Source organism: Sorangium sp. So ce693 (assembly GCF_051521375.1).
Classification (GTDB): domain Bacteria; phylum Myxococcota_A; class Polyangia; order Polyangiales; family Polyangiaceae; genus Sorangium; species Sorangium atrum.
This window is the reverse complement of the sequence record NZ_CP150347.1, coordinates 2,539,368-2,565,534: the sequence shown is the minus strand read 5'-3', so window position 1 is coordinate 2,565,534 and position 26,167 is coordinate 2,539,368. Positions and strand designations below refer to the sequence as shown.

Here is a 26,167-nt window from a genome sequence, read left to right as displayed (position 1 = left end):
CATCGTCATTCGGTCGTCACTCTACTCACCCTGAGAACCGTTGCTCAACCCCCTAGCGCACCCCGCGGAACTTCTCGGAAAGCGGCGCGCCGAGGCCCTATTGCAACGTCTGTAACTGTGCAGCGCAGCGCTGCCCTACCGGCGTCGTCGCGTCGATCTCCCGGCACCGCTCGAGATCGGCGCGCGCGTCGTCCACGAGCCCCCTCTTCTCGGCGATGCGGGCGCGCGCGTCGAACGCGTCCTGCAGCCGCGTGCACTCCGGCTGGTCGGTCTCGACCGCCTTCGTCAGCGCCTCGCGCGCCAGATCGAGCTCGCCTCGCTTCTCGTAGGCCAGCCCGAGCCGGTACTGCCCGACGCAGAAGAGCGGCTGCGCGGCGACCGCGCGGCGTAGCGCGTCGATCGCCTCGTCGTTCCTGCCCTTGAGCAGGTACGCCCAGCCCAGGTTGCCCCACGACTTCTCCGGCGAGGCGTACAGGATGTCCTCGGTCAGCGGCTTGAGCACCGCGATCGCCTCGTCGTAGCGCCGCTGATGCACGAGGATGACGCCCAGCGCGTTCTTCGCGTCCCGCATCTCCGGGTTCGCCTCGAGGGCACGCCGCGCCATCTTCTCGGCGCTGTCGAAGCGACAGTCGCTGGAGTGAGCATCACCCGCGCAGAAGCCGAGCAGGATCAACGCGCCGAGGTAGGACGCCTCGGCGTTGTCCTCGTCGTGCGAGAGCGCCTCCTCGACGTGCGCCAGCGCCTCGCGCAGGCGACCGCGCTGGAACGAGTCGCGCGCGAGATCATACTCCGCGAGCGACCGCGCGTCGCTCGTCTGCGTCGAGGGCTGCGCGCCGCCGCACGACGCGAGCGCGAGCGGCGCAAACGACGTAAGCGACGCAAACGACAGCAGCGACCCCATCGACACGACAGCGGCCGCGCCGCGGATGCACCCCGCGCGGGTCGCTGCTGTCCTGTGTCGCTGCGAGGTCATGTGCGATCTTGAATCCGCTGCCGAACGATGCCGCGGCGCGGCACATTGTCAGGGCGGGACTTCGCCTGCCCTGCGGGGACCCCTGAGTAAACCAGGCCGCTTGTCACGTCAACCCGCGAATCTCCCCGGAAGACGCAGCGCGTCCTCACGATCCCGATTCGGCTTCCAGCAGTTGTCAGGTCGGCATAGGATGGTGGCGCAGGCGGTTCCCGCTCATCACTGTTCGCCACGGATCTCGTCCTTGAGACCCAGCAGGCCGAACAGCCGCCGCAGCGCTTCGATATCGGGGATCTCGAGGCGCTCGTCAGCGACGCGCAGGTACTGGCCCTCCCGGAGCTGCTGGACGGCGCGCTTCACCGTGTCGACGTCGAGGCCGACGCGGGTGGACAGCTCCATCGGCGAGATCGCGAACGAGGCGGCGCTGCCGGTGGCGCGCGACTGCTGCGCGAGCTTGAGGAGCGCGTTCACGACCTTCGACTGCGTGTCGTTGAGCATCATGATCTCGATCTGGTCCTCCGCGTCGCGGAGCCGACCGACGAGCTGCTTGATGATGCGCATCGCGACGGCCGGGTTGCGCTCGACGAGGTTCTGCAGCGTGCCCTGATCGAGCGCGAGCGCGACCCCGCGGGACAGCGCGATCGCCGTCGACGAGCGCGCCGCGCCGCCGAGGAGCGCGGATTCGCCGAACAGATCGCCGGGCTTCAGGACCATCAGGCTGCGCTCGGCGCCGCGGACCTTCTTGATGAGCCGGACCCGCCCTTCCTCGAGGAGGTACGACTCGGTCCCGGGCTCGCCCTCGCGGAAGATGACGTCGCCGGCCTCGAACGGGCGGCCGAACCGGGCGCGGAGCCGCTCGGGATCAGGCCCCGACTCGGCCGGCTCCACGCGGGCGGAGGACGCGGCGGGCTCGTCGCGCGACGCGGCGGGGACGGAGGGAGAACGAGCTGGCTCCGCTGCCGCGGCGGGCGGCGGAGCGCGCTCCGCGTCGCTGGAGCTCGAGGCCTCGCGCTCCGCGTCGGGTGCGACGCCGTCCCCTTCAGGCGAGCTGATCATCGGGGCGGAGTGTATCCCAGCTCGGCCGGCTTCGCGTCCGGCGCGCGCACATAGAGCGGCTCCAGGAGCGCCGGATCGTGCGGGGCCACCGCTGACCCGCGCTCGCCGCCCGCGGCGACCGCCCGGAGCCGGTCGATCGCGAGGCGTCCGATCCATGTTGCGTGGGGGAAATCCAGCGCGTCGCCCCGCACGGCGAGCGGCCGGAGCGCCTCGATCTCCTCGGCGACGGCGCCGACGACGACGATGCGGCGCCCCGCGGCGAGCTCGGCCACGACATCGAACGCCGCGTCGCGTGGCAGGTGGCGCGGCGGGATCGAAGGCGCCGCCGAGGGCGCGTCGAAGGCGGCCAGGAAGACCTCACCCTTCTTGGCGTCGATCAGCGGGACCAGCAGATCGCCGGGGCTCGCCGCGCCAGCGGCGAAGGCGGCGGCGGCCATCGCCTCGAGCGAGGTGACGCCGGCGATCGGGACGTCGAGCGCGAGGGCGACGCCCTTGGCCGCCGCGACCGCCACCCGGACCCCGGTGAACGAGCCAGGCCCCACGTCGCAGCCGAGCGCCTGCACCGCCGCGGCCGGTATGCCTGCCGCAGCGAGCACCTCGTCGACGGCTCCGAAGATGCGCTCCGCGTGCCCGTGCACGTCGGCGTAGCTCGTCGCCGCGAGCAGCCGCGCGCCGGCCGCCGGCGCCACGGCGACGGAGAGGGCGCCGCCGCGCAGGGCCGCCGCCTCGGCGTGCAGGTCCACGTCCGCTGCTTCGAAGAGGGCGGCGCTGCCGCGCGGGGTCGAGGTCGAGAGGGCGAGGAGCTTCAAGGCGCGCTCGGGAACGTTGCAGCCGCGATGCTGTCTGGCAGAACCTCGGGCCAAGGGCAACGAGCTTCAGCGAGGCGCTGGGGCCGCTGCCCGTCCGACGGGGTCGAAGGGCGGGGTGCGAGCCGATGCGCGATCAACGAGCGATGCTGCCGGCGCTCCTCGTTTCGACGCTCGTCCATCTGGGCGCGTGGAGCTCGGCTCGGCTGTCGCCGCAGGTGCCCGCCCGCGATCCCGCCGCGCCAGCGGCAGAGCGCGAGCCGATCGATCTCTGGACCGGGCTCACGGCCGCGCTGCCAGGCAGCGGCGGCGCCGCGCGCCCGAGCGACGCTCGCAGCGGGCGCGACGAGGCCGCCGGGCGCGACGGGCCGACGAGCATGCCAACGGCGCGCGCTCCGGCCGATGCCAGCCGGCCCACGGCGCCCGCAGAGCGCCATGCAGAGGCCGGCGGCGAGCCGGCGCCGCCCATGACGGCCGCGCCGCGCGGCCAGGCAGCGCCTCGGCCGACGGCGACGCCCCGGCCCAAGGCGACGCCTCGGCCCGCAGAGCGACGCCGGGAGCCCGCGACGAGCGGGGAAGCCGGCGCACCGGCGCGCTCCGCCGCCCCGCGGACGAGCGCCGGCGCCGGAGAGGACGGCGAGGGCGACTTCGGGGCGGCCGGCGTCAGCGCTGTACGCAACCTCGGGCGCGCCTTCACGAGGGCCATCCCGCCCGCGTGCCAGGCGGATCCGATCTGGGCGACGCTCCCGCCCGGAAGCGCGGGGAAGGCGCGCTTCGTGATCGACATCGACGACGCGGGGCACATCGCGACGTGGCGTCCGGAGCCGGGAGGGGAAGAGCCCGCGCGACACCTGAGCAACCTGGCGAAGCGGACGATCGCGCTGCTCGGCGCCGGGACCTTCGCCGTGGCCCGGGGCGCCGTGACGGCGGGAAAACAGACGCTGGAGGTGAGCGCCGTCGTCCGCGTCGGCGAAGGCGCAGGAGAGACGGGCGCTCCTGCCGATCTGGCGTGGCGCTTCGAAGGAGGGCGCGGCAAGGCGTCGTTCATCCAGCCCGGCGGTCGCCTGGTGGAGGTCGTCGTCCAGGTGGTGCGCACGGAGGTCGCGCGAGGCGCGCCTCCTGGCTGAGCGGCCGGCGCGCCGCGCGTGCCGCCTCGTCCGGCCCACGGGGCAGCTCGGCCGCGGCGCTGAGCGCTTTCCAGCGGGCGGTCCTTGCGCGCTTGCGGTCCCGCCTCGAGGCTCTACGTCGGGCGCGTGGGACGGCTCCGCGCTGCCGCATGGGCGTGTGTCGGGTTCCTCGGGACCGCACCGCTCGCTGCCTGCAACGACCGGGCAGCCGCGCTCTCGCCCCCTCCATCGCCCCGCGGCGCGGTGAGCGCGCCGTGCTCGGTCCTGCGCGCGGAATCGCCGCCCGAGCCGCCGGCGGCCCGCAGCACGATGACCCTGCCTGCGCTGGTCGAGCAGGTGCGGCCGGTGGTGGTGACCATCATCACCCTGCGCGCGCCTTCGTTTCCAGAGGGGCGCGCGAGCCCGGCGCTCCCTTTCGAGGGCCGTGGGCAGCGGGTGGAGCGGGCGATCGGATCCGGGTTCGTGATCGCCGAAGAAGGGCTCGTGCTGACGAGCGATCACGTGATCGGCGACGCGTTCGGCATCGAGGTGCAGCTCTCGGACGAGCGCGCCTTCGAGGCGACCGTGGTCGGTCGGGATCCGACGCTCGACGTGGCGCTGTTGAAGCTGCTCGGAGCAAGGTCGCTGAGGGTCGCCTCCCTCGGATCGAGCGCGCCGGTCCGGCCTGGCGACGGCGTCATCGTGATCGGGAGCCCGTTCGGGCTCGGACCGACGGTGACCCGGGGCATCATCAGCGCGACGTCGAGGCCCATGGGCACGGGGAGCCTCGACGGCTTCCTCCAGACCGACGCCGCCATCAACCCGGGAAACAGCGGCGGGCCGCTCTTCGACGCGACGGGGCAGGTGATCGGCATCGCGACGGCGATCCACGCCGATGGCCGCGGCATCAGCTTCGCCCTGCCGATCGACGAGGTCCTCGAGATCCTGCCCGAGCTGCGGGAGACGGGCCGCGTGGACCGGGGGCGCATCGGGATCAGCTTCCAGGAGGTGACCTCGCAGCTCGCGCGGGTGCTCCGGCTGCCAGGGCGGATGGGCGCGCTGATCACGGAGGTCGAGCCGGAGGGCCCCGGATCGCGGCTGGGCTTCAGGCCGGGCGACGTGATCACCTCGGTCGAGGGGCGCCGCGTCGAGCACGCGCGCGAGCTCGCGCGCATCCTCCGGCGAGCCAAGCCGGGAGACGAGGTGGAGCTCATCTACAAGCGCGACGGCGCGGATCGGCGCGCGACGATGAAGCTCGATCCGTCGGCCCGCCACGAGCCGTCGCCGAGCTGGCGCGCGCCGGACGATCGCGCGCCGAGGGACGCCGAACAGCCGCCGTTCGGCGTGCTGGCGAGCGACGCGCTGGAAGGAGCGCGCATCGAGTCGATCGCGCCTCGGAGCCCCGCGGCTGGCCGCCTCGAGGTGGGCGACGTGGTGCTCGACCTGAACGGCGCGCCGGTGCGGGGCGGCGCCGACCTGACCGCGCGCCTGGGCGCGGCGGCACACCAGGATCTCCTGGTGCGGGTACGGCGCCACGGCGCGCCCCGCTACCTCGCGGTCCCGGCGCGCTGAGCGGGCGTCACGGCTGCGAGCTCGATCGAGCGCGCTGAGCGCGGGCGACACACCCACCGAGCGCGGGCCAGCTGCTCACCGAGCGCGGGCCAGCTGCTCACCGAGCGCGGGCTACATGCCCGCAATGGACGCTGCTACGTTACGCCGGATGGGAGCTTTGGCAGGCGCGAGGTGCCCGATTTGCCGCAAGTCGGCGGGGCTCAGGCCCGAGAACCCGGTCTTTCCGTTCTGCTCGCCTCAGTGCAAGCTGGTGGACCTCGGCCGCTGGCTCGACGGTGGCTACCGGGTGCCTGGCCCGCCCGTCTCATCGACAGGAGATGCCGAGACCCTGGAATCGAAGGGACGAACCGACGGACTCGACGGGAACATCCAGGAAGAGGACGAATGATCGCTCGTCGCGCGCTTTGCTTGCTCACCGTTCTCACGTCGTCGTCCATGACCTCCGCGGCGCTGGCACAGCAGGGGCAGCCGCTCCCGGGGACCTCGACGAGCGTCGGCGCTGCCTCGCCCACCGGCGCCGCGGCCGCGCAGCCGAACCCGTACGATCCATCGATGCAGGCCGGAGGCCTGGCGCCGCCCCCTCCGATGACCACGCCCGAGCCAGAGCCCACCGCCCCCGATGGCACGGAGCACCGCCTCGACGAGGCCAAGGAGCGGGACTCGGGGCGCGGCCTCGAGATCGTCTGGCTGAACGTCGAGGGGGGCTACGAGAACGTCGGTCTCCAGACGTTCAACATCGACGAGGACGACTTCACGGCCGGGTTCGTTTCGAGCGCGGCGAACGGGGGCGTCGTCGGCGCCGGGGTCGGCGTCCGGCTCCTGTACTTCACGCTGGGCGCCCGCGGACGGGTCGGGTTCTTCAGCGACTGGCAGCTCTTCACCCTCGGCGGCGAGCTCGGCATGCACCTGCCGCTCGGCAGGCTCGACCCGCACGTCGATCTGGGCTTCGGCTACGCCGGCCTCGGCAGCGTCAAGAGCGCGGTGAGCGGCGCGGCCGACGCCATCGCGATCCGCGGCTTCTACGGAAGGGTCTCCGGCGGGCTCGACCTCTACCTGTCGCCGGTCTTTTCGATCGGCGCGAACGCGAGCTGGGAGCTCCTGGCGCTGACCAGGCCGGGGCTCTCCTCGGCCGCGATCGATCGGATCAAGGGCGGAGCCGCCGCGCCTCAGCAAGCCAAGGCCGATCTGCTCGCGGCCGAGGGCTCCAGCGTGGGCTCGGCGCTCGCCCTGACCGCGGTCGCCGGGCTCCACTTCTAGCCGCAGCGAAGCCAGCTCCGCCGCCCCGCCCCTCGCGCCCATGAACGCCGCCGCCGCGCTCCTCTGGCTCGCCACCGTCGCCGCGCCGCTCGGAGGGCTGGCCGCGCTCCTCGTCTGGTCGCAGCGCCTCTATGGCAGGCGCCGGTTCGCGGTGGGGACCGCGTTGCTCGGCGCGCTCGCGTTCGCGCCGGCGCTGCTCATCGAGACCTTCCTCCAGCGCTGGCAAGGCCTCGACAAGGCCGCCAGCGCGCTCGACGCCGTCACGCTCGTCTACATCTTCGTGGTCACGGCGCCGCTGGAGCAGGGGCTCAAGGTGGCGGCGGTCGCGCCGTTCGCGCGGCTGCGCGCGGTGGAGGAGCCGTTCGATGGGCTCGTCTACGCGGCCGCCGCGGCGCTCGGGTTCGTGTCGGCCCGCAACGCCGTGTACCTGTGGGGCCGGCCGCTGGACCCGCTCGACATCGCGCGGGCCCTCCTCGCCGTGCCGGCGCACCTCTTCTTCGCCTCGCTCTGGGGCTACGCGCTGGGCCGCGAGCGCACGCGGCCGCTGGGCGGCCGTCGCTTCAACGCCATGTGGCTCGGCGCGATGCTGCTTAACGGCGCCTACGACTACATCGTCTTTGCGTGCCGCCCGGTCGCGCTCTTGATCGCGGCGCCGGTGCTCCTCGGCACCGGCCTCGTGACCTTCCTCGCGGCCCGCGACCTGCTCCGCCGAGGCGCGTCGCCGCACAGCTCGCAGCGCAGGGAGCGCCGCTTCCTTCCGCGCATCGCTCCGCCGTCGCTCGGAACGTTGCGCGAGGCGCTCAGGCGCACCGAACGACCGGTGACGCTCACGTGGATCGCCTTCGGCGCGCTCGTCACGGTCGGGGTGATGACGACCGCGCTCGCGGCCGCTGTCGCGCTCGGCCACCGCTTCGGCGTCGACTTCGCGGCGGTGGACCGGGGCGACGCCTCGACCGCCGCGGCGGCGCCGCTCCTCTTGCTCGTCGCAGGGGCGATCGCAGCCTTTCCCGTGGCTGGCTATCTCGTCGCCCGGGCCTCGTCGACGGGCAGCATCCTGGAGCCGGCCGCCTCGGCGGCGCTCGCCATCCTGGGCTCTCTGGTGCTGCTCGGCCTCGCGGCGCCCGTCGCCGTCGTGTTCGCGGCCGCGCTCGCCCCCATCGCCTTCAGCCTCGCGTGCGCGGGCGCCTGGATCGGCACGACGCGCTGAACGCGGCGCAGGCTCACGCCTAGCGCCGGAAATCCTGCCGGCTCGCCGGTCGTCGGCGCCGCGCCCGCGCGTCCCCGACTTCGTCTCCGCGCAGCGCCGCCGCCCCACGCCGCAGCGCTGGCCGCAGCTCGTCGACCAGCAGCGCTACGCGGTCGCCGCCTTCGCCGCCGGCTGCTGCTTGGCTACCTCGTCCTGGAACCTGCGGAGCAGCTCCTGCGCCGCAGGCGACAGGTTCCGCGGCACCTCGACCTGGATGATCACCTGGAGCGCTCCGCGGCCGCGGCCGTCGATCCGGGGCGCGCCCTTGCCCTTGACCGAGATCACCTCGCCGGGCTGCACGCCCGCCGGAACCTCGACGTCGACCGCCGTGTCGTCGGGCAGGTCGATCTTGACCGTGCTGCCGAGCGCCGCGTCGGCGAAGGAGATGGGCGCGCGCGTGATGAGATCGAGCCCGTCGCGCTCGAAGCGCTCGTCCGCGGCGAGATCGACGTCGACGTACAGATCGCCGGGCGGCGCGCCCTGGGCGCCCGGCATGCCCTGCCCCGGCACCCTGAGCCGCTGGCCGCCGTCGATGCCGGCCGGGAAATTGACGACGACCTTCCGCGTCTTCTCGACCGCGCCGAACCCCTTGCAGGTGGCGCAAGGCGTCTTGATGACAGACCCCTCGCCCGAGCATTCAGGGCACGTCTGGGTGAACATCACGAACCCGCGCGAGGTCGAGACCTGCCCGGCGCCGCCGCACGTACCGCACGGCTTGCGCTTGGTCCCCGGCTTCGCCCCCGAGCCGGAGCAGTCGTCGCACGCCACAGGCGTCCGCAGGACGACCTCCCGCTTGCAGCCGAGCAACGCGTCCCGCAGCGAGAGCCGCTGCTGAACCCGGATGTCCTGGCCGCGCGCGGGCCCGCGCCGCCGGCGTTGCCCGCCGCCGAAGCCGCCGAAGAACTCCGAGAAGATGTCCTGGAAGTGAGAGAAGATGTCGCCGTCGGCCGCGCCGCCGATCCCCTCGAGACCGGCGTGCCCGAACTGGTCGTACCGCCTGCGCTTCTCCTCATCGGAGAGGACCTGGTACGCCTCCGTGGCCTCTTTGAAGCGGGCCTCCGCCGACGCATCGCCGGGGTTCCGGTCCGGATGGTTCTTCAACGCAGCCTGACGATAGGCCTTGCGAATGTCGTCAGGCGTCGCGTCACGCGCGAGGCCAAGAACTTCGTAGAAGTCGCGCTTTTCACTCATGAATCGTGGACCGCCGCGTCGATCCTGCCCGACAGCGGGCACAGGCGCCGGCTGACCATAAGTCGTCGTGCGCGCCTGTCAACGCGTAATACAGCGTGAACGCCCGCGGTGGCTGCGCACCGGGAGTTCTTCCGTGTGGGCTGCGGCGCTGCTACTGGCCCCGGCGCTGGAACGCGGGCGTGTCCCAGTCGGAGTCGAGCGGAGGGACGAAGCTCGCGCGGTCGCGCGGGCCACCGCTCGCCGCCTGGACCTGCGGCGCGGGCCGGCGGGTGGTCGGGTACGCGACCTCTTCGTGCCGGTGCGGCTGGCGCTGCGTCATGGGCATGGGAGGAGCGCTCGGGGCGGAGCGGCCCGACATCGGCCCGGCCGCCGCGGCCAGCGACGCTCCGATGGAGTGCGCGGTGGCGCGCGGCTGCGCGGCGCTCGCGAGCTGCTGCGGGACCTCGGCGACGAGGTGATCGAAGCCGGTCGCGATGACCGTGACCTTGATCATCTCGCCCATGTTCTCGTCGATCGTCGCGCCGAAGATGATGTTCGCGTCCTCGTGCGCCTGCTCCTGCACGAGCGTCGCGGCCTCCTCGATCTCGCGCATCCGCATGTCGGGGCCGCCGACGATGTTGATGAGCACGCCGGTCGCGCCCTCGACCGAGATGTCGTCGAGCAGCGGCGAGCTGACGGCCATCTCGGCGGCGAGGCGAGCGCGGCCCTGCCCCTTCGCGCAGCCGGTGCCCATGAGCGCGCGGCCCATGTTCGACATCACCGTCTTCACGTCCGCGAAGTCGACGTTCACGATCCCGTTCTGCGTGATGAGATCGCTGATGCCCTTGATCGCCTGATAGAGCACCTCGTCCGCCTTGCGGAACGCCTCGACGAACGAGAGGTCCTCGTCGCCCAGCGAGAGGAGCTTCTGGTTCGGGATCGTGATGAGCGTGTCGACGTGCTCCGCGAGCATCGCGAGGCCGAGCTCGGCGCGGCGCGAGCGCTGCTTGCCCTCGAAGAAGAACGGCTTCGTCACGACGCCGACGGTGAGGCAGCCCTCCTCGCGCGCGAGCTGCGCGATGACCGGCGCGGCGCCCGTGCCCGTGCCGCCGCCCATGCCCGCGGTGACGAACACCATGTCCGCGCCCTGGATGCACTCCTTGACGCGCGTCACGTCCTCGAGCGCCGCCTTGCGGCCCTTCTCGGGATCGGCGCCCGCGCCGAGACCACGCGTGACGCTCGCCCCGATGTGGAGCTTGGTCGGAGCGAGGCTCGCGCCGAGCGCCTGGGCGTCGGTGTTGACGACGATGAACTCCACGCCCTCGAGGCCGAAGTTGATCATCGTGTTGACTGCATTGCCGCCAGAACCGCCACAACCGATGACCTTGATCCGGGCGTCGTACCCGGTGTGCTCGTCGGCAAACTCGATGGAGAAACTCATGAACTCCTCCCGGGGAAGTACAGCTAGCCGCTCGGCCCGGCGCCGACCCCTGCGGAGGTCGAGCGGCGCGGAACCCTCAGTGCGCGAGGACGTCCTCGCTCCGGACGGCATTCGGAGGGGCGCCTCTTCCCCTTCGAACACCGCGCTTCAAACCCTCTTGACTTCGCGTTCAAGAGGGATCGCCCGTGCGCTATCGGACCCTCTCAAACCCAATTCTCTAACAACTTTCTCTTGCCACGTCATGCCTAGAATGCTGCTCGAAGCCAGTTCCAGAACCTCCCGCTCGACCTCTTTTCAATCGTCATTTCTTCGACGACATCTCGGCGCAGCTCGCGCTCGCGGAGCTTCTCGCGACGGATCTCCGCGCGTCCTGCGTGGCCGGCGTCGAGCGTCATCGGCGTGAGCGCGCGCGCCTGCGCGAGTGCGTTGGCGCCGTACTGAACGAGGCCCACGCCGGTCGCGTACTGCGGGCCGGCCACGAGCTGCGTGATGCCTCGCACGCCGACCGGCACGCCGAGGCGCACGGGCATCCCGAGGATCTCCTCGGCGAACTCCGTCATCCCTTCCATGAGGACGCCGCCGCCGGTGACCACCGCGCCGGCCGAGAGCTGCTCGAGCATCCCCGTGTCCTCGATCCGCTTGCGGATGACCGCGAAGATCTCCTCGACGCGCGGCTCGATGATGTCCGACAGGACGCGGCGCGCCGCCTTGCGCGGCATGTGCCCGCCGACGCCGGGGACCTCGATCTCCTCCTCGTCGCCCACCATTCGGCCCAGGGCGCAGCCGGCGTTGCGCTTCAGGCGCTCCGCCTCGCCCATCGGCGTGCGCAGCCCGGCGGCGATGTCAGCCGTCACGTTGTTGCCGCCCGCCGGGATGACGCTGGCGTGCGCGATTCCGCCGTCCACGTAGAGGAGCAGGTCGGTCGTACCGCCGCCGATGTCGATGATGGCGACGCCGATCTCCTTCTCGTCCTCGGAGAGGACCGCCTCGGCGCTGGCGAGCGGCTCCAGCACCACGTCGGCCACGGTGAGGCCGCAGCGCTCCGCGCAGCGGACGACGTTCTGCACGCACGAGGTCGCGGCGGTGATCAGGTTCACCTTCACCCCGAGCCGGACGCCGCTCATCCCGACCGGGTCGCGGATGCCGTCCTGGTTGTCGACCGTGAACTCGCGCGGCAGGACGTGCAGGATCTGACGATCGGCGTCGACCGGGATGGCCCGCGCGCCCTCGAGGACGCGCTCGACGTCCAGCCGCGTGACCTCGCCGCCGGAGACCGCGGCGACGCCGTCGGACTGCTGGCAGCGGATGTGGCTGCCCGCGACGCCGGCATACACGGTGCGGATCTCGACGCCCGCCATCGTCTGGGCGGCCTCGATCGCCTCGGCGATCGAGCGCACCGTCCAGTCGATGTTGCTCACCACGCCCTTCCGCAGGCCGCGGCACGGGACGTTGCCCACCCCGAGGATGGTGATCCCATCAGCGTCGATCTCGCCAACGACCGCCGAGACCTTGGTCGTCCCGATGTCGAGTCCGACGACGATCTCAGTAGTCTCCATCCGGCTCTTCATTGCGTGCACCACCTCATGCGGGGACGAGCCCCATGCGCGTGTAAGGCGGGCACGACGCTGCCATGTGCCAGCAGCACCGGCCAAGTTTTGCTCGGCGATCGCCGGCGCGGAGAGCGGGCACGACGGCGCTCATCTCATCCTCACCACGACGCGCTCGGGGTGCGCGTCGTTGTCGAGGAAGATCACCGACGCGCTCGCCTTTCGCTGGGCGAGCTCGGTGAGCACCCGCGACGCCTGGGCGACCTTGTCCCGGTAGGGCGGCTGCCCGAGGTGGAGCGAGATCGCCTCCTTCCCGATGGTGACGACGATCGACCCGTCCCGCTCGACGTGGAGCTCCTGGGTCGGATAGCGGCGCGCGACGCCGGCGCGCTCCAGGTCCTCGACCACGTCGAGCAGGCTCCGGACCGCGATGACGACGCCGGGGCGATCCCGCGCCACCTGTTCGCCGGTGATCCCCGTGACGATGGGGAGGTCGACAGGGTCGTCCTCGGCGAGCTCCTTGAAGAGCTCGCCGTCGCGCGTCGCGAGGTAGAGATCGCCGCCGATCGCGACCATGGCCTGCGCCTCCCGCTCGACGACGTCGACGTGGATCGTCGAGGGGAGCCTGCGCGTGACCGTCGCCTTCTCGATCCAGGGGTCGGTGGCGATCGAGGCGCCGGCGAGCTCGAGATCGAGCGTGAAGATGTTCTTGCCCACCTCGATGCCGCCGGAGCTGGCCACCTGCTCAGCGGTCCGGCGCTGGACGCCGTCGACGAGCACCGTGCGCACGGCGAAGCGAGGGCTCGACACGATGTAGCGGCGCGCGCCCCACGCGACGGCGGTCGAGGCGACGAGCACGACGGCGGCGCCCGCGAGCAGCTGCAGCGCACGGAGGTGGCGCGCGATCGGGCGCCGAGGGCGCGCCGCCGGGGGCGCGCCGTCCTTCGCCTGCGGGCGCGGCGGGCGCACGGAGACGCTCGTCGCGGGCGGGGCCGGCGACTCGTGAGACGACGGGCTCGACGCGCGCACGCGCTCGTTCTTCGGCGGCACCGCCGCGACGGGCTCGGGCTTCGAGGCGCGCGCGGAGGCCGCCCGGACCGGCGGCGCCGCGGGCACCGAGGGCAGCGAGCGGCGGCGGTTCGGCGGGGGCGCGCTGGGACGCTCGGTCATGAGCTTCCCTCCTGCGGCGGCGACTTCGCCTCGAGCCGCGCCTTGAGCCCTCGCACGCACGCGTTCACGTCGCCCGCGCCGAGCGCGATGACCACGTCGCCGGGCCGGACGATCTTCTCGAGGGCCTCCGGGAGGTCGGCCTTGTCGGCGATGAAGCGCGCGTCATGGTGGCCGTGCTCCCGGATCGACTGGACGAGGCGGTCCGCGGTGACGCCGGGGATCGGCGGCTCGCCCGCGGCGTAGATGTCCGTGACGAGCAGGACGTCGGCCTGGTTGAAGGCGCGCGTGAACTCGTCGAAGAGATCGCGCGTGCGGGTGTGCCGGTGCGGCTGGAAGGCCACGACGACGCGGTGATCCTCGCCGGGGAACGCCCGGCGGGCCGCGTCGATGGTGGCGCGGATCTCGGCCGGGTGGTGGCCGTAGTCGTCGATCATCGTGACGCCGCCGATCGATCCGACGACCGTGAAGCGGCGAGCGACGCCGCCGAACGTGGCCAGCGCCTGCTTGGTGACGTCGAGCGGCACCTCGAGCTCGTCCGCGACCGCGATGGTGGCGAGGCAGTTGAGGACGTTGTGCGCGCCCGGCATCTTCACCGTGAAGCCGCCGAGCGGCTCCCCCCGGCGGTACGCGTTGAAGCTCGTCTCGAGGCCGCGGAACTGGATGCCGCGCGCCGAGTAGTCCGACTGCGGCGAGACGCCGTACGTGACGTGGCGGCGCGGGATGCGCGGGAGCAGATCCTGGACGTGCGGGTGGTCGAGGCAAAGCACCGCGAGCCCGTAGAACGGGACGCGCGCGGCGAACTCGACAAAGGCGTCCTTGATGCGCTCGTGCGTGCCGTAGTGATCGAGGTGCTCGGGGTCGATGTTGGTGACCACCGCGATCGTCGGGGTGAGCCGCAGGAACGATCCGTCGCTCTCGTCGGCCTCGGCGACGAGCAGGTCACCGGCGCCGAGCCGCGCGTTCGTGCCGAGCGCCGCCATCTTGCCGCCGACGACGACGGTGGGATCGAGGCCGGCGGCGCGCAGGACGGTGGCGACCAGGGAGGTCGTCGTGGTCTTGCCGTGCGAGCCCGCGATCGCGACGCCGTACTTCACGCGCATCAGCTCGGCGAGCATCTCCGCGCGCCCGATCACCGGGGTGCCGAGCGCGCGCGCCTCGGTGAGCTCGGGGTTCTCGGGGCGGATGGCGCTCGAGTACACGACGACATCGACGCCGCGGACGTTCTCGGCGCGGTGGCCGATGTCGATCCGGACGCCGAGCGACGTGAGCCGCCGCGTCGTCGAGCTCTCCTTGAGATCCGAGCCGGAGACCTCGAACTCGAGCGAGCGCAGGATCTCGGCGAGGCCGCTCATCCCGACGCCCCCGATGCCGACGAAATGGACGTGGCGAACGCGACCGCGGAACATCAGCCTGCCTCCTCCCAGCCGAGGCCAGCGCCGAGCGGCGCGGCCTGGTTCGTCACGACGCCGCGCTGCGCCTCGTCGACGCGCTCGCCGCGAGCGCCGAGGGTGGGGAAGCGCAGCGCGCGGTGGCGCGGAGCCCGCGCGAGCTCGAGCAGATCGGCGGCGACGCGCGCCGCGGCGTCCGGCGTGCCGAAGGCCGCCGCGGCGTCCGCCATGCGGGCGCGGAGCGCCGGGGCGGCCGCGAGCCGGGCGATCTCGTCGGCGAGGCGCGTCTCGGTGGCGTCGCCCTGGGCGATCGCGACCGCGGCGGAGGCCCGCTCGAGGGATTGCGCGTTCCTCAGCTGGTGATTGTCGGCCGCGAACGGGTAGGGAATCAGGATTGAAGGGCGCCCGACGGCGCAGAGCTCGGCGAGCGTCGACGCGCCCGCGCGGGCGATCACGACGTCGGCCGCGGCGAGCGCCTCCGCCACGTCGTCGATGAACGGGACGACATGCGCGCCCCCTGCGAGGCCGAGCTCGGCGTAGAGCGACCGGACCGCGGCCTCGCGATCCCTCCCCGTCTGGTGCACCACCTCGAGCTCGACGCCGCGCTCGCGGCCTCGCGCGATCGCGCGAGGGACGACGTCGTTCAGCGCCAGCGCGCCCTGGCTGCCGCCGAGCACCAGCAGGCGGAGCGCGCCTTCGCGCGGCGCGTACGGGGCGCGGGCGAAGGCGCGCCGGAGGGGGACGCCGAAGAGGCGCACGGTGCTCGGGCGCAGCGCGCGCGCCGTCTCCGGGAAGGCGACGTACGCGCGGTCGACGATGGGCGAGAGCAGCCGGTTCGAGAGCCCGAGGACGCTGTTCGGCTCCAGGATCGCGACCGGCACGCCGAGCGAGCGGGCCGCGAGGGAGACCGGTCCGCCGGCGTACCCGCCGAGCGAGAGCGCCACGCGGGCGTCGAGCCGCTCGACGAGCCGCCTCGCCTCCGGGAGGACGCTGCCCGCGCGGGCAGCGCCGCGCACGAAGCCGGAGAGGCCGCCCCCGCGGAGCGGCAGGACGTGGAGCAGCTCGAGGCTGTCGCCGCGCTCGCCCATCACGCGCACCTCGATGCCGCGCGCGGTGCCGACGTAGACGACGCGCGCCTCGGGCGCCGCGGCGCGGACGGCGTCGCCCACGGCGATCATCGGGAAGACGTGGCCGCCGGTGCCGCCTCCGGCGATGAGCACGGTCACCATGTGCCGCCCTCCTCGGCCGACGCGGCGACCACGGCCGACGCGCTCGGCGCGTGCGGGATCGGCGCGGCGCCCGCCTCGCCGCTCTTCTCGGGGGCCACGACGGTCCGCGACCGGCTGATGCTGAGCAGGATGCCTGCGGCCACGGCGTTCACGAGCAACGAGGAGCCGCCATAGCTGAGGAACGGCAGCGTGAGCCCCTTCGTGGGGAGGATCGCCATCGCGACGGCGAGGTTCGTCATCGCCTGCACCCCGAAGAGCGTCGCGATGCCGAACGCCATGAAGCTGCCGTAATCGTCGGCCGCCTCGAGGGCGATCTTCACGCCCCGCGAGACGATGACGAGGTAGGCCGCGCACAGGCCGACGATGCCGACGAAGCCGAGCTCCTCGCCGACGATCGCGGACACGAAATCGGTGTGCGCCTCCGGCAGGTAGAGCACCTGCAGCCCTCGCCCGAGGCCGAGGCCGAACAGCCCGCCCGAGCCGAAGCTCATGACCGACTGGAACGGCTGGTAGGCGAGGTCCGCGCGGTTGTTGTCCATGTCGATCCACGCGAGGTAGCGCGCGTAGCGGTAGCCGCTGAAGCGAACGAGCGCGGCGCCGGCGAGCGCCAGCAGCATGGAGAACGCGGCGATGTACGGGACGCGCGCGCCCGCCACGAACAGCAGCGTGAAGGTCAGGAAGAGCAGCACGACCGCGCTGCCGAAGTCGGGCTGCTTGAGGCAGAGGAGCATCAAGAGCCCGACGACGAGGAGGTGCGGGAGGAAGCCGACGGAGAACGACTTGATGCGCTCGGCCTTCTTCGACAGCGAGTAGGCGAGCCAGAGCACGATGCCGAGCTTGGCCACCTCGGCCGGCTGCACGTGGACAGGGCCGAGCGAGATCCAGCGGTAGGCGTTGCCGGCCTTGTGGCCGAGCCCCGCCACGCAGGCGACGAGCATCGCCGTGACGGTGATGAGCACCGGGTACGTGAGGACCTTGAGCCGGCGGTGATCGATGCGGCTCGTGATCCACATCGCGGCGACCGAGAGGACCGCGTAGACCGCCTGACGCTTGAGGAAGAACTGGGCGTCCTTGTAGCGCACCGTTGCCTCGACGGCGCTCGCGCTGTAGACCATCACCACGCCGAAGCCGATGAGGGCCGTGACGACCGCCGCGAGCAGGGCGTCGACCGGCCCCGACGGGCTCGATCGCACCTTCCAGAAGGCCTCGGCGGCCGCCGCGATCCCGCCCGGCGCCGCCTTCTCCTGGTCCGGGGGACCGACGTGCCGGTTCTTGGGTGCATCGCCGCGCGCGCCGAACGCCCCGCTCCACGACATCACGACGCCACCTCCCCGGCGGCCCCGCCGGCAGCTCCCTGGAGCTCGCGGACCGCGCGGACGAAGGCGTCGCCGCGGTCCTTGTAGTCGCGGAACATATCGAAGCTGGAGCACGCGGGGCTGAGCAGCACCGCGTCGCCCGGCCGCGCGAGGGAGCGCGCCGCGAGGACCGCCTCCTCCATCGAGCCCGCCCGCGCGATCGGCAGGGCGCCGGCGGCCGCAGCGGCGATGCGGTCCGCGGCCTCGCCGAGGACGACGAGGGCGCGCCCCCGCTCGCGCAGCGCCGAGACGAGCGGGGCGTAGTCGCCGAGCTTGTCGCGCCCGCCCGCGATCAGGACGGCCTTCGCCTCGCGCAGGCCAGAGAGCGCGGCGACGGAGGCGCCGACGTTGGTCCCCTTCGAGTCGTCGTAATAGCGGACCCCGTCGACGTCCGCGACGAGCGCGGTCCGGTGCGCGAGCCCCTCGAAGCTCGAGAGCGCGTCGCCGATCGCCGCCGCGGGGGCGCCGAGCGCGGCGGCGAGCGCGACGGAGGCGCAGGCGTTCGCGAGGTTGTGCGCGCCCGTGAGCCGCACGCGATCCAGCGGGTAGCTCGCGCCGGCGACGCGATCGACGATCGCGTCACCCGCGGCGCTCACGTCCGCGCGGGCGTCGCGCGCGCTGAACGTCACGACGCGGGCGCGCCCGCGCGCCGCCTGGCGGGCGACGAGCTCGTCGCCGAGGGGGACGACCGCGACGTCCTCGGGCGTCATGCGCTCGAACGGGTTGCCCTTCGCGTCGGCGTACGCCGCGAAGCTCGGGTAGCGGTCGAGGTGATCGTCCGTGATGTTCAGCAGCGCGTGGGCGCGGGCGTGCAGCGTCGGGACGCGCTCCGCCTGGAAGCTCGAGATCTCGAGGACGAGGACGTCCCACGCCTGGTCGACGACCTCGGCGAGGGGAGTCCCGAAATTGCCGCCGACGAACGTGCGCAGGCCGGCCCGCTCGAGCATCGCGCCCGTGAGCGCCGTCGTCGTGCTCTTGCCGTTGGTCCCGCCGACGAGCACGATGGGCGCCGAAACGAAGCGCGACGCGAGCTCGAGCTCGCCGATGACCTCGCGCCCGGAGCGAGCGACGGCGTCGAGCGCGGGGAACGACGGCACGCCCGGCGAGACGATCACGAGGTCGGCGCCGTCGAACAGCGCCGGGTCGTGCCCTCCCGGCGCGAGGGCGACGCCCTCGCCCTCGAGGGCCGCGGCCGCGGCGGAGAGCCGCTCGCGCGGCGCGCCGTCGTTCGCGATCACGCGCGCGCCGCGCGCGTTCAGGAGGCGCGCGGCCGCGACGCCGCTCCGGCCGAGCCCCACGACGATCACTGTTCGCCCGCGGACGTCCATCATGCCCTCACCGCAGCTTCATCGACGCCAGGGAGACCAGCGCCAGGAGGATGGAGATGATCCAGAAGCGGACGATGATCTTGGGCTCCGCCCACCCCTTCTTCTCGTAGTGGTGGTGGATCGGCGCCATCAAGAAGACGCGCTTGCCTGTGAGCTTGAACGAGAGGACCTGCGTGATGACGCTGACCGTCTCGATGAAGAAGATCCCCCCGAGGATGATCGACAGGAGCTCGTTCTTGGTGAAGACGGCGAGCATCCCGAGCCCGCCTCCGAGGGCGAGCGACCCGACGTCCCCCATGAAGACCTGGGCGGGGTACGTGTTGTACCAAAGGAAGCCGATCCCCGCGCCGATGACCGAGCCGCAGTACACCGACAGCTCGCCGGCCGACGCGATCGCCGGGATGTCGAGGTAGGTCGCGAGCGAGAAGCTCGCGATGGAGGCGCCGACGATGTACGCGAGGATGAGGTAGGTCCCCGCGTTGATGATCACCGGGCCGATCGCGAGGCCGTCGAGGCCGTCGGTGAGGTTCACCGCGTTCGACGTGGCGACCACGACGAAGACGGCGAACGGGATGTACACGTAGAGCGGCAGCTCGATCGGGTACTTCGAGAACGCGACGAACGGGATCGCGAGCCGCGTCCTGATCTCCGCCCAGTCCGGCGGGAGCTTGGACGCGAGCAGGAACGTGTAGGCCACGGCCGCGCCGCCGATGAGCACCTGGCCGATGAGCTTGTAGCGCCCGGGCAGGCCGCCGCTGTTCCGCCGCTTGATCTTGAGGAAGTCGTCCAGGTAGCCGATGACGCCGTAGCCCGCGGTGACGGCCGTCGTCGCGAGGACGAAGGGGTTCCTGAGGTCGGCCCACAGCACGGTGGGGAGCAGCAGGGAGAGCAGGATGAGCGCGCCGCCCATCGTCGGCGTGCCCGCCTTGATCTTGTGCGTCTCCGGCCCCTCGGCGCGGACCACCTGCCCGATCTGCTTGCGCCGGAGCTCGCGGATGAACCACGGCGCGAGCACGAACGTCAGCACCATGGCGGTGATCGTCGCCATGATCGTGCGGAACGGGATGTAGCGGAGGACGTTGAGCCAGCTCAGCCAGCCGTAGTGGAACTTGAGCGGGTAGAAGAGCTCGTAGATCACCCCGCACCTCCGTGCGGCAGCTGGTCGCCGAGGGTCCGCGCGCGGCGCGCCGCGAGCGCGCGCCGCGCCTCGTCGCGATCGTCGAACGGCAGCGTGGCGCCGCCGATGATCTGGTACGGCTCGTGGCCCTTGCCGGCGATGAGGACCACGTCCCCCGGCTCGGCGTCGAGCACCGCGAGCTCGATCGCGCGCGCTCGATCGAGCTCGACGACGACGCGCGCGCGCCCCGCGGCGAGCCCCGGCAGGATGGCGTCGGCGATCGCGCGCGGGTCCTCGCTCCGCGGGTTGTCGTTGGTGACGACGGCGACGTCGGCGGCGCGGCCGACCGCCTCGCCCATCTGCGGCCGCTTCAGCGGATCGCGATCGCCGCCGCACCCGAAGACGCAGAGGGTGCGCCCGCCGCCGAGGGCGCGGACGCTCGCGAGCACGCGGGCCAGCGCGTCCGGCGTGTGCGCGTAGTCGACGAGCACGATCACATCGTCGGAGCCCGGGGTGTCGCAGCGCTCCAGGCGACCCGCGACCTGGATCGGAGACGAGAGCGCCGCGGCGGCGTCACCGACGTCGAACCCGAGCAGGTAGGCCACGGCGAGGGCGGCGAGCAGGTTCGACGCGTTGTGCGCGCCGAGCAGGTGGGAGCGGATGGTGACCTCGCCGGCGGGCGTGCGGGCGCGGATGAACGTGCCGCTCGCGCTGTGCGCGAGCTCGACGGGCGCGATCTCCGCCGCGTCCGGGCCCGCGCCCACCTCCGCCGAGTAGCGCGCGAGCGTCGCCGCGGTCGGGCGCGAGAGCCCGCCCGGGGCGAGCATCTCGACGAGCTGCCGCCCGAAGGGATCGTCGACGTTGATGACCGCGGCGCCGGGGCCGAGATCCACGAACAGGCGCGCCTTCGCCGCCGCGTACACATCCATCGTGCCGTGGTAGTCGAGATGATCCTGCGTGAGGTTCGTGAAGACGGCGATCCGGAACCGGACCGCGTCGACGCGCTTCGCCGCGAGCGCGATCGAGGACACCTCCATCACGAGGTGCGTCGCGCCGCGGGCGACCATCGCGGCGGCGACGCGGGCGAGCTCGTCCGCCTCGGGGCTCGTGTGCGAGGCGTGGACATCGAGATCGCCGAAGCGGTAGCCGAGCGTCCCGACGATCCCGGCCTGGCCACCGCACCGATCGATGCAGGCCTGGACGAGGTGGGCCGTCGTCGTCTTGCCGTTCGTGCCGGTGATGCCGACGACCTCGAGCGTGAAGGTCGGGTGTCCGTAGACCACGGCGGCAGCCTGGGCGAGCGCGAGCGGCACGTCGGGGACCTCGACGCGCGCGGCGCCGAGCGTGTCGGCCGCGCTCCCGCGGGCGAGGATCACCGCGCGCGCGCCGCGCGCCACGGCCTCGGGGATGAAGCGCTCGCCGTGAGCGCGCGCGCCCGCGCGCGCGACGAAGATGTCCCCCTGCCCCACCTTGCGCGAGTCGAGGTGCACGCCCGTCACGACCATGTCCGCGGCGCCCGCCGGAGAGAGCGCGGCGCCCGGGATCTCGCGCAGCACGTCGCCGAGGCGGAGCGCGAGCTCGACCTCGCCCAGGCTGGCTTCCTTGTGATCGCGCTCCGTCATGTGGGGGGCTCGAAGATGAGCTTCAGGGGCGATCCCTTCGGCAGCACGGTCCCGGCCGGAGGCTCCTGGCGCGCGAGCCGGCCCGTGCCCTCGACGCTCGGATCGAGCCCGAGCGCAGCGGCGCTCTTCACGGCCTCGCGCTGCGGCAGCCCCGTCAGATCCGGGACGCGCAGCTCCCCCGCCTTGAGCGGCGCGGACGGCGTGACCACCCCCGTCGAGATCGGCGCGGCCGCGGCGCGCGCCTCGCTCAGCACCTGGTAGGTGCTCGCCGCGAGGTCCTCCCCCGACTGCTCGCTGATCTCCGACAGCTTCATCGGCACGCTCCCGCGCGGGGTAACGCCCAGGTAGCGCAGCGCCATCTCACCGACCCGACGGAAGACGGGCGCCGCGACCGAGCCGCCGGCGTACGTGCCGCCCATCGGCTCATCGAGCACCACCGCGATGGTGAGCCGAGGCCGCTCGGCCGGGACGAACCCGACGAACGACGCCACGTAGTGGGTGTCGGTGTACTTGCCCGTCGCGGGATCGATCTTCTGCGCGGTGGCCGTCTTCCCCGCGACGCGGAACCCAGGGATCGCGGCCTCGACGCCGGTCCCGTCCCCCTCCGTCACCGCGACGAGCATCTCCGACATCATCCGCGCGATCGGCGCTGGCACCGCGTCGCGGCGCACGCGCGGCGACGCCTCCGACAGCGTGACGCCGGTGCCGTCGGTGACCCGCTTGATCAGGATCGGCTCGAGCAGCCGCCCGTGGTTGGCGACCGACGCCATGGCCATCGCGAGCTGGAGCGTGGTCACGCTGATCCCCTGCCCGAACGCGGCCGCCGCCGTCTCGACCTGGACCCAGGGGCGGCCGCGCGGCCGCAGCACGCCCACGGACTCGCCCGGCAGCGGCACGCCCGTCAGGTCTCCGAAGCCGAACCGACGGAAGCCCTCGTAGAGCCGCTGCTCGCCGAGCCCGAGCGCGATCTTCGCCGTGCCGATGTTGGACGACTGGGCGAGGATCTGCGGCAACGTCAGCCACTTGTGCACGTGCGTGTCGTGGATCACGACGTTGTCGATCGCCATGTTCCCCTCCTCGCAGTAGATGGTCGCGCTGGGGGAGACGCTCTTCGCCGCGATCGCGCTCGCGATGGCGAACACCTTCATCGTGGAGCCGGGCTCGAAGCGATCGACGACGCAGCGGTTGCGCCGGGACCCCGGATCGCTCTGCGAGTAGTCGTTCGGGTTGAAGCCCGGCGCGCTCGCCATGGCGAGGATCTCGCCGCTCTCCGGATCGACGACCACGATCGACCCGCCGAGCGCCTCGTAGGTCTTCATCGCCGCCTCGAGCTCGCGCTCGGCGGTGAACTGGATACCCTTGTCGATCGTCAGGTGGACGTTGTGCCCGGCGAGCGCCTGCTCGTCCTCGATCCCCTCCGAGAAGATGAGCCGGCCCGAGCGATCGCGGAGCCCGCGCACCTCCGACGCGTTGCCGCGGAGCTCGTGCTCCAGGCTGAGCTCGATCCCCTCCTTGCCCTCGCCGTCGGTCGCGACGAAGCCGAGCAGCGGGCCGGCGAGCTCGCGGTTCGGGTAGAAGCGGCGCCCCTCGCCCTCGATCACGAGCCCGCGCACCGGGTAGCGCTGCGTCCTGTCCCCGAGCGCGCGGACGCTCTCGACCTCCTGCTCGGAGATGCGGCGCTTGAGCCACGCGAAGCGGCGCCGCCGGCTGAGCTTCTCCAGGACCTCCTCGAGCGGCAGCGAGAGCGCCTGCGCGATGCGCTCGGCGTACTGCTGGATCCGCATCGGGACGTACTTCTCCTCGATGCCGCGGAGCATCTCGACCGCGTCCACGGAGACGCTGGGCACCTCGACGCTCTCCGCGAGCGGCGCGCCGTTCCTGTCGTAGATGGTGCCGCGCTTCGGCGTGATGTGGAGCCGCCGCTGGCGCTGCCGCTCGGCGAGGTCGTACCACGCGTCCCCGTCCTCGACCTCGATGCGGTAGGCGCCGGACACGACGCCGCCCAGGCCGAGCGCCATGAGGCCGCAGAGCAGCCCCATGCGGATGCGGATCCACCGCGCGCGCCGGGGATCGAGGTTCTTCACGGCTGCCCTCCGCTCGGCGGCGCGCTGCCGGACTCCTCGCCGTCGGGCTCGCGCTCGCCGGGCGGCGCCGAGTAGCCCCGCACCGGGATCACGCGCTCGGGCGGGGGCGGCGTCATGCCGAGCAGCGAGCGGGCGACCATCTCCACGCGCTGCGGCGTCTCGTAGCTGGCCGCCTCGAGCGAGAGCACCCGCTTGACCTCGCGCAGCCGCGCCTGCTCGGCGCGCGCTCGCCCGAGCTTGTAGCCCAGGTCGACCGTGCGCCCTCGCAGCGCGAGGTGTACGATGAACGCCGCCACCGTCGCGGCCACCGCGAGCGTCCACAAGATCAGGAACGGACGCTGCTGCGTCACGCGAGCGCCTCCGCCCCGCCCACGCGCCTCGCGGCGCGGAGCTTCGCGCTGCGGGCCCTCGGGTTGCCTTCGACCTCGTCGTCGCCCGCGGTCACCGGCTTCTTCGTCAGCGGCTCCCAGACCTCCGGCTCACGCAGCGCGCGCTTGACGATGCGGTCCTCCAGCGAGTGGAACGAGATCACGGCGAGCACGCCGCCCGGCGCGATGAACCTGGGCGCCGCCTCGAGCAGCGCCTCGAGCTGGTCGAGCTCACCGTTCACCGCGATGCGCAGCGCCTGGAACGTGCGCGTCGCCGGATCGACGCCGCCGATGCGCGCCGGCCCGACGGCGCGCACCACCGCGCGCCGCAGGTCGAGCGTCGTCGCGAGCTCGCCGCTGTCGGCCGCCTGCTTGATGCAACGCGCGACCCTCCGGCTGCGGCGCTCCTCGCCGTAGCGGTAGATGAGGTCCGCGAGCTCCTCGTCGCTGAGCCGCTCGATGAGCTCGAGCGCCGTCTCGCCGCGGCTCGGGTCCATCCGCATGTCGAGCGGCCCCTCCGCGCGGAAGCTCATGCCGCGGGCCGGGTCGTCGAGCTGCATGGAGCTCACGCCGATGTCGGCCACGAGGCCGTCCACCTGCGGGACGCCGAGGGCCGCGAGGTGCCGCTCGATCTCGGAGAACTCGCCGTGAACGTAGGTCACCCGCTCCCCCGCGCGGGCGAGCCGGGCGCGCGCGATGGCGAGGGCGCGCTCGTCGCGATCGATCCCGATGACCCTGGCGCCGGGCGTCTCGAGGATCGTCGCTGTGTGGCCGCCGGCGCCGAGGGTGGCGTCGACGTAGACGCCCTCGCTGACCGGCGAGAGCGCGGCGAGCACCTCGCGGCCGAGGACGGAGACGTGCTGCTCGCCGCGCGGGCGCGGCGGCGGAGGAGGCAGGTGCATGGGGACTACATTGACGACGTTCATAGGCGGAACTGCTCCGCGATTGCGTTCTTGAAGCTCTGAAGCTCGACCTCGCTCATCTGCTGAGCGGCCTTCCACCGTTCCTGCGACCAGAGCTCGATCGTCTGGCCCATGCCCGCCCACAGCACGTCCTTCGTGAGGTCCGCGTGCTCGCGGAGGGACGGCGGGATGAGGATCCGGCCCTGCTTGTCAAGGTCACACTCGACGGCCGCGGACAGGTAACGGCGCCGGAATGCGACAACGTTCGAATCAAATTGCGGAAGTGCTGCAATTTTCGCCTCCAGCTCTTCCCAGGCCTTCATCGGGTACGCGTGCAGGCAGGGGTCGAAGAGGGCCGGGGTGATGACCATCCGCAGGTCGTTCGCGGCCGCGAGCACATCGCGAAAGCGCGAAGGGAGGCTCGTGCGCCCCTTCGCGTCGATCGCGTGCTCGAAGTGACCGCGAAACATCGTGCTCATCGACCCCAGCTCCGGCTGGTCCGTCCCGCCGAGGGGTTGGCGACGCGTTGCTCCACCGGGCGCACGCCGCGTCGTGACATTCTCTGCCACTTCTTCCCACGAAGCTCCGCCACGCTACGGAGTGAGGTGCCGAGTGTCAACAGTTTGGGAGATTTCTGGACCTCATCCACCACCTATGTAGGACATGTGCCCTCAAGGTCGCACCCAACAAAACAGCGTGATTTATCGACAAATCGTCCCCGGGCAGGTCCGTGGGAGGAAGTGGGGAGCCGCTGGGAGGTGGGCTGGAACGCGTCCGGCGGACGCTGGCAAGACGGAAAGCAGGCAAGGCGGATCGCCGCCGTTGGGCACGTCGATTCGCAGCCGGACGAACGGGTGCGTATCCGGGTTACCGGACGGGCTCAGCGAGCTCTTTGCCGGGGGAAAGCCCGGTGGGGAGGAGCGCGGTGGCCTGGGGAGGAGGAGCGCGGTGGCCCGACCGTGGTGGCCCGGCGGGGAGGAGCGCGGTGGGGGAGAGTGGGGAGGAGCGACGCGGCGGCGGTCAGCCGTGGGGGGTCACGTTGGTCTGGACCCACTCCACGATGCTCTTGAGGGTGGTCCCGGGGGTGAAGACGCCCTTCACGCCGGCGTGCTGGAGCCGCGCGATGTCCTCATCCGGGATGATGCCCCCACCGAACACCACGATGTCCTCGGCCCCGTGGTTGCGGAGCGCTTCGATCACCGCGGGGAAGAGGGTGTTGTGCGCTCCGGACATGATCGACAGCCCCACGGCGTCGACGTCCTCCTGCACGGCGGCGGAGGCGATCATGTCGGGGGTCTGGTGCAGGCCCGTGTAGACCACCTCGAACCCCGCATCGCGGAGTGCCCTGGCGACCACCTTGGCGCCGCGGTCGTGGCCGTCCAGGCCGGGCTTCGCCACGAGGATTCGGACTTTGCGCTCTGCCATGAGCGCGT

23 protein-coding genes are annotated in these 26,167 nt (G+C 72.5%); 5 read left to right on the top strand and 18 right to left on the bottom strand.

Going from position 1 to position 26,167, the window contains the following annotated elements; genetic code table 11:
• Nucleotides 1-97: 97 nt before the first annotated feature.
• The 3 genes from WMF14_RS09810 to tsaB form a co-directional block, all read right to left on the bottom strand.
• Entirely contained in the window at nucleotides 98-973 is an 876-nt protein-coding gene (locus WMF14_RS09810; RefSeq protein ID WP_437800324.1) for a tetratricopeptide repeat protein, read from the bottom strand.
• A 216-nt stretch (nucleotides 974-1,189) separates the two neighbouring features.
• On the bottom strand, nucleotides 1,190-2,026 hold the full coding sequence (locus WMF14_RS09805) for a Crp/Fnr family transcriptional regulator (RefSeq protein WP_437800322.1): 837 nt from the start codon (nucleotides 2,024-2,026) through the stop codon (nucleotides 1,190-1,192).
• Nucleotides 2,023-2,835: a tRNA (adenosine(37)-N6)-threonylcarbamoyltransferase complex dimerization subunit type 1 TsaB gene (gene tsaB, locus WMF14_RS09800; protein WP_437800321.1), complete on the bottom strand. Its 813-nt coding sequence runs from the start codon at nucleotides 2,833-2,835 to the stop codon at nucleotides 2,023-2,025. Before tsaB ends, WMF14_RS09805 begins: the two co-directional genes overlap by 4 nt.
• Before the next feature lie 125 nt (nucleotides 2,836-2,960).
• Here tsaB and WMF14_RS09795 point away from each other — a divergent pair, with 125 nt between their 5' ends.
• From WMF14_RS09795 to WMF14_RS09775, 5 genes are all read left to right on the top strand, one after another.
• Nucleotides 2,961-3,959, top strand: a complete 999-nt coding sequence (locus WMF14_RS09795) for a hypothetical protein (protein ID WP_437800319.1) — start codon at nucleotides 2,961-2,963, stop codon at nucleotides 3,957-3,959.
• A gap of 126 nt (nucleotides 3,960-4,085) precedes the next feature.
• The gene (locus WMF14_RS09790; protein WP_437800317.1) at nucleotides 4,086-5,510 is read left to right on the top strand and encodes a trypsin-like peptidase domain-containing protein; all 1,425 of its coding nucleotides are present in this window, start codon (nucleotides 4,086-4,088) and stop codon (nucleotides 5,508-5,510) included.
• 148 nt (nucleotides 5,511-5,658) lie between these two features.
• A complete protein-coding gene (locus tag WMF14_RS09785) occupies nucleotides 5,659-5,898 on the top strand; it encodes a DNA gyrase inhibitor YacG (RefSeq protein ID WP_272101358.1) in 240 nt (79 codons plus the stop codon).
• Nucleotides 5,895-6,767: a hypothetical protein gene (locus WMF14_RS09780; RefSeq protein WP_437800315.1), complete on the top strand. Its 873-nt coding sequence runs from the start codon at nucleotides 5,895-5,897 to the stop codon at nucleotides 6,765-6,767. Before WMF14_RS09785 ends, WMF14_RS09780 begins: the two co-directional genes overlap by 4 nt.
• A gap of 40 nt (nucleotides 6,768-6,807) precedes the next feature.
• Nucleotides 6,808-7,974 (top strand): PrsW family intramembrane metalloprotease, encoded by a 1,167-nt coding sequence (locus tag WMF14_RS09775; protein WP_437800313.1) that lies wholly within the window; start codon nucleotides 6,808-6,810, stop codon nucleotides 7,972-7,974.
• 144 nt (nucleotides 7,975-8,118) lie between these two features.
• On the opposite strand, the gene dnaJ is transcribed toward WMF14_RS09775, so the two are convergent.
• The 15 genes from dnaJ to WMF14_RS09700 all read right to left on the bottom strand — a co-directional run bounded on the left by dnaJ (nucleotide 8,119) and on the right by WMF14_RS09700 (nucleotide 26,159).
• Nucleotides 8,119-9,204: a molecular chaperone DnaJ gene (dnaJ, locus tag WMF14_RS09770; protein WP_437800311.1), complete on the bottom strand. Its 1,086-nt coding sequence runs from the start codon at nucleotides 9,202-9,204 to the stop codon at nucleotides 8,119-8,121.
• Nucleotides 9,205-9,355: 151 nt separating this feature from the next.
• Nucleotides 9,356-10,624: a cell division protein FtsZ gene (gene ftsZ / locus WMF14_RS09765; RefSeq protein WP_437800309.1), complete on the bottom strand. Its 1,269-nt coding sequence runs from the start codon at nucleotides 10,622-10,624 to the stop codon at nucleotides 9,356-9,358.
• Nucleotides 10,625-10,869: 245 nt separating this feature from the next.
• A complete protein-coding gene (gene ftsA, locus WMF14_RS09760; protein ID WP_437800307.1) occupies nucleotides 10,870-12,192 on the bottom strand; it encodes a cell division protein FtsA in 1,323 nt (440 codons plus the stop codon).
• A 129-nt stretch (nucleotides 12,193-12,321) separates the two neighbouring features.
• The gene (locus tag WMF14_RS09755; protein WP_437800305.1) at nucleotides 12,322-13,341 is read right to left on the bottom strand and encodes an FtsQ-type POTRA domain-containing protein; all 1,020 of its coding nucleotides are present in this window, start codon (nucleotides 13,339-13,341) and stop codon (nucleotides 12,322-12,324) included.
• Nucleotides 13,338-14,747, bottom strand: a complete 1,410-nt coding sequence (murC, locus tag WMF14_RS09750) for a UDP-N-acetylmuramate--L-alanine ligase (protein WP_272101351.1) — start codon at nucleotides 14,745-14,747, stop codon at nucleotides 13,338-13,340. The genes WMF14_RS09755 and murC overlap by 4 nt, the downstream gene beginning before the upstream one ends.
• Nucleotides 14,747-15,958 carry an undecaprenyldiphospho-muramoylpentapeptide beta-N-acetylglucosaminyltransferase gene (gene murG, locus WMF14_RS09745; RefSeq protein ID WP_437800303.1) on the bottom strand — a complete coding sequence of 404 codons (1,212 nt, stop codon included), beginning with the start codon at nucleotides 15,956-15,958 and terminating at the stop codon, nucleotides 14,747-14,749. Before murG ends, murC begins: the two co-directional genes overlap by 1 nt.
• A complete protein-coding gene (gene ftsW, locus WMF14_RS09740) occupies nucleotides 15,952-17,274 on the bottom strand; it encodes a putative lipid II flippase FtsW (protein WP_437804172.1) in 1,323 nt (440 codons plus the stop codon). The genes murG and ftsW overlap by 7 nt, the downstream gene beginning before the upstream one ends.
• Nucleotides 17,274-18,644: a UDP-N-acetylmuramoyl-L-alanine--D-glutamate ligase gene (gene murD, locus WMF14_RS09735; RefSeq protein ID WP_437800301.1), complete on the bottom strand. Its 1,371-nt coding sequence runs from the start codon at nucleotides 18,642-18,644 to the stop codon at nucleotides 17,274-17,276. Before murD ends, ftsW begins: the two co-directional genes overlap by 1 nt.
• Before the next feature lie 4 nt (nucleotides 18,645-18,648).
• On the bottom strand, nucleotides 18,649-19,779 hold the full coding sequence (mraY, locus tag WMF14_RS09730) for a phospho-N-acetylmuramoyl-pentapeptide-transferase (protein WP_012234296.1): 1,131 nt from the start codon (nucleotides 19,777-19,779) through the stop codon (nucleotides 18,649-18,651).
• Complete coding sequence (locus WMF14_RS09725; protein ID WP_437800299.1) at nucleotides 19,776-21,380, bottom strand: UDP-N-acetylmuramoyl-L-alanyl-D-glutamate--2,6-diaminopimelate ligase; 1,605 nt, start codon at nucleotides 21,378-21,380, stop codon at nucleotides 19,776-19,778. Before WMF14_RS09725 ends, mraY begins: the two co-directional genes overlap by 4 nt.
• On the bottom strand, nucleotides 21,377-23,464 hold the full coding sequence (locus WMF14_RS09720) for a penicillin-binding protein (RefSeq protein ID WP_437800297.1): 2,088 nt from the start codon (nucleotides 23,462-23,464) through the stop codon (nucleotides 21,377-21,379). Before WMF14_RS09720 ends, WMF14_RS09725 begins: the two co-directional genes overlap by 4 nt.
• Nucleotides 23,461-23,814, bottom strand: a complete 354-nt coding sequence (locus WMF14_RS09715) for a hypothetical protein (RefSeq protein ID WP_437800295.1) — start codon at nucleotides 23,812-23,814, stop codon at nucleotides 23,461-23,463. The genes WMF14_RS09720 and WMF14_RS09715 overlap by 4 nt, the downstream gene beginning before the upstream one ends.
• Entirely contained in the window at nucleotides 23,811-24,734 is a 924-nt protein-coding gene (rsmH, locus tag WMF14_RS09710) for a 16S rRNA (cytosine(1402)-N(4))-methyltransferase RsmH (protein WP_437804170.1), read from the bottom strand. Before rsmH ends, WMF14_RS09715 begins: the two co-directional genes overlap by 4 nt.
• Nucleotides 24,735-24,754: 20 nt before the next feature.
• Complete coding sequence (gene mraZ / locus WMF14_RS09705; RefSeq protein ID WP_012234291.1) at nucleotides 24,755-25,213, bottom strand: division/cell wall cluster transcriptional repressor MraZ; 459 nt, start codon at nucleotides 25,211-25,213, stop codon at nucleotides 24,755-24,757.
• 541 nt (nucleotides 25,214-25,754) lie between these two features.
• On the bottom strand, nucleotides 25,755-26,159 hold the full coding sequence (locus tag WMF14_RS09700; RefSeq protein WP_272101345.1) for a cobalamin B12-binding domain-containing protein: 405 nt from the start codon (nucleotides 26,157-26,159) through the stop codon (nucleotides 25,755-25,757).
• Between the last annotated feature and the right edge of the window lie 8 nt (nucleotides 26,160-26,167).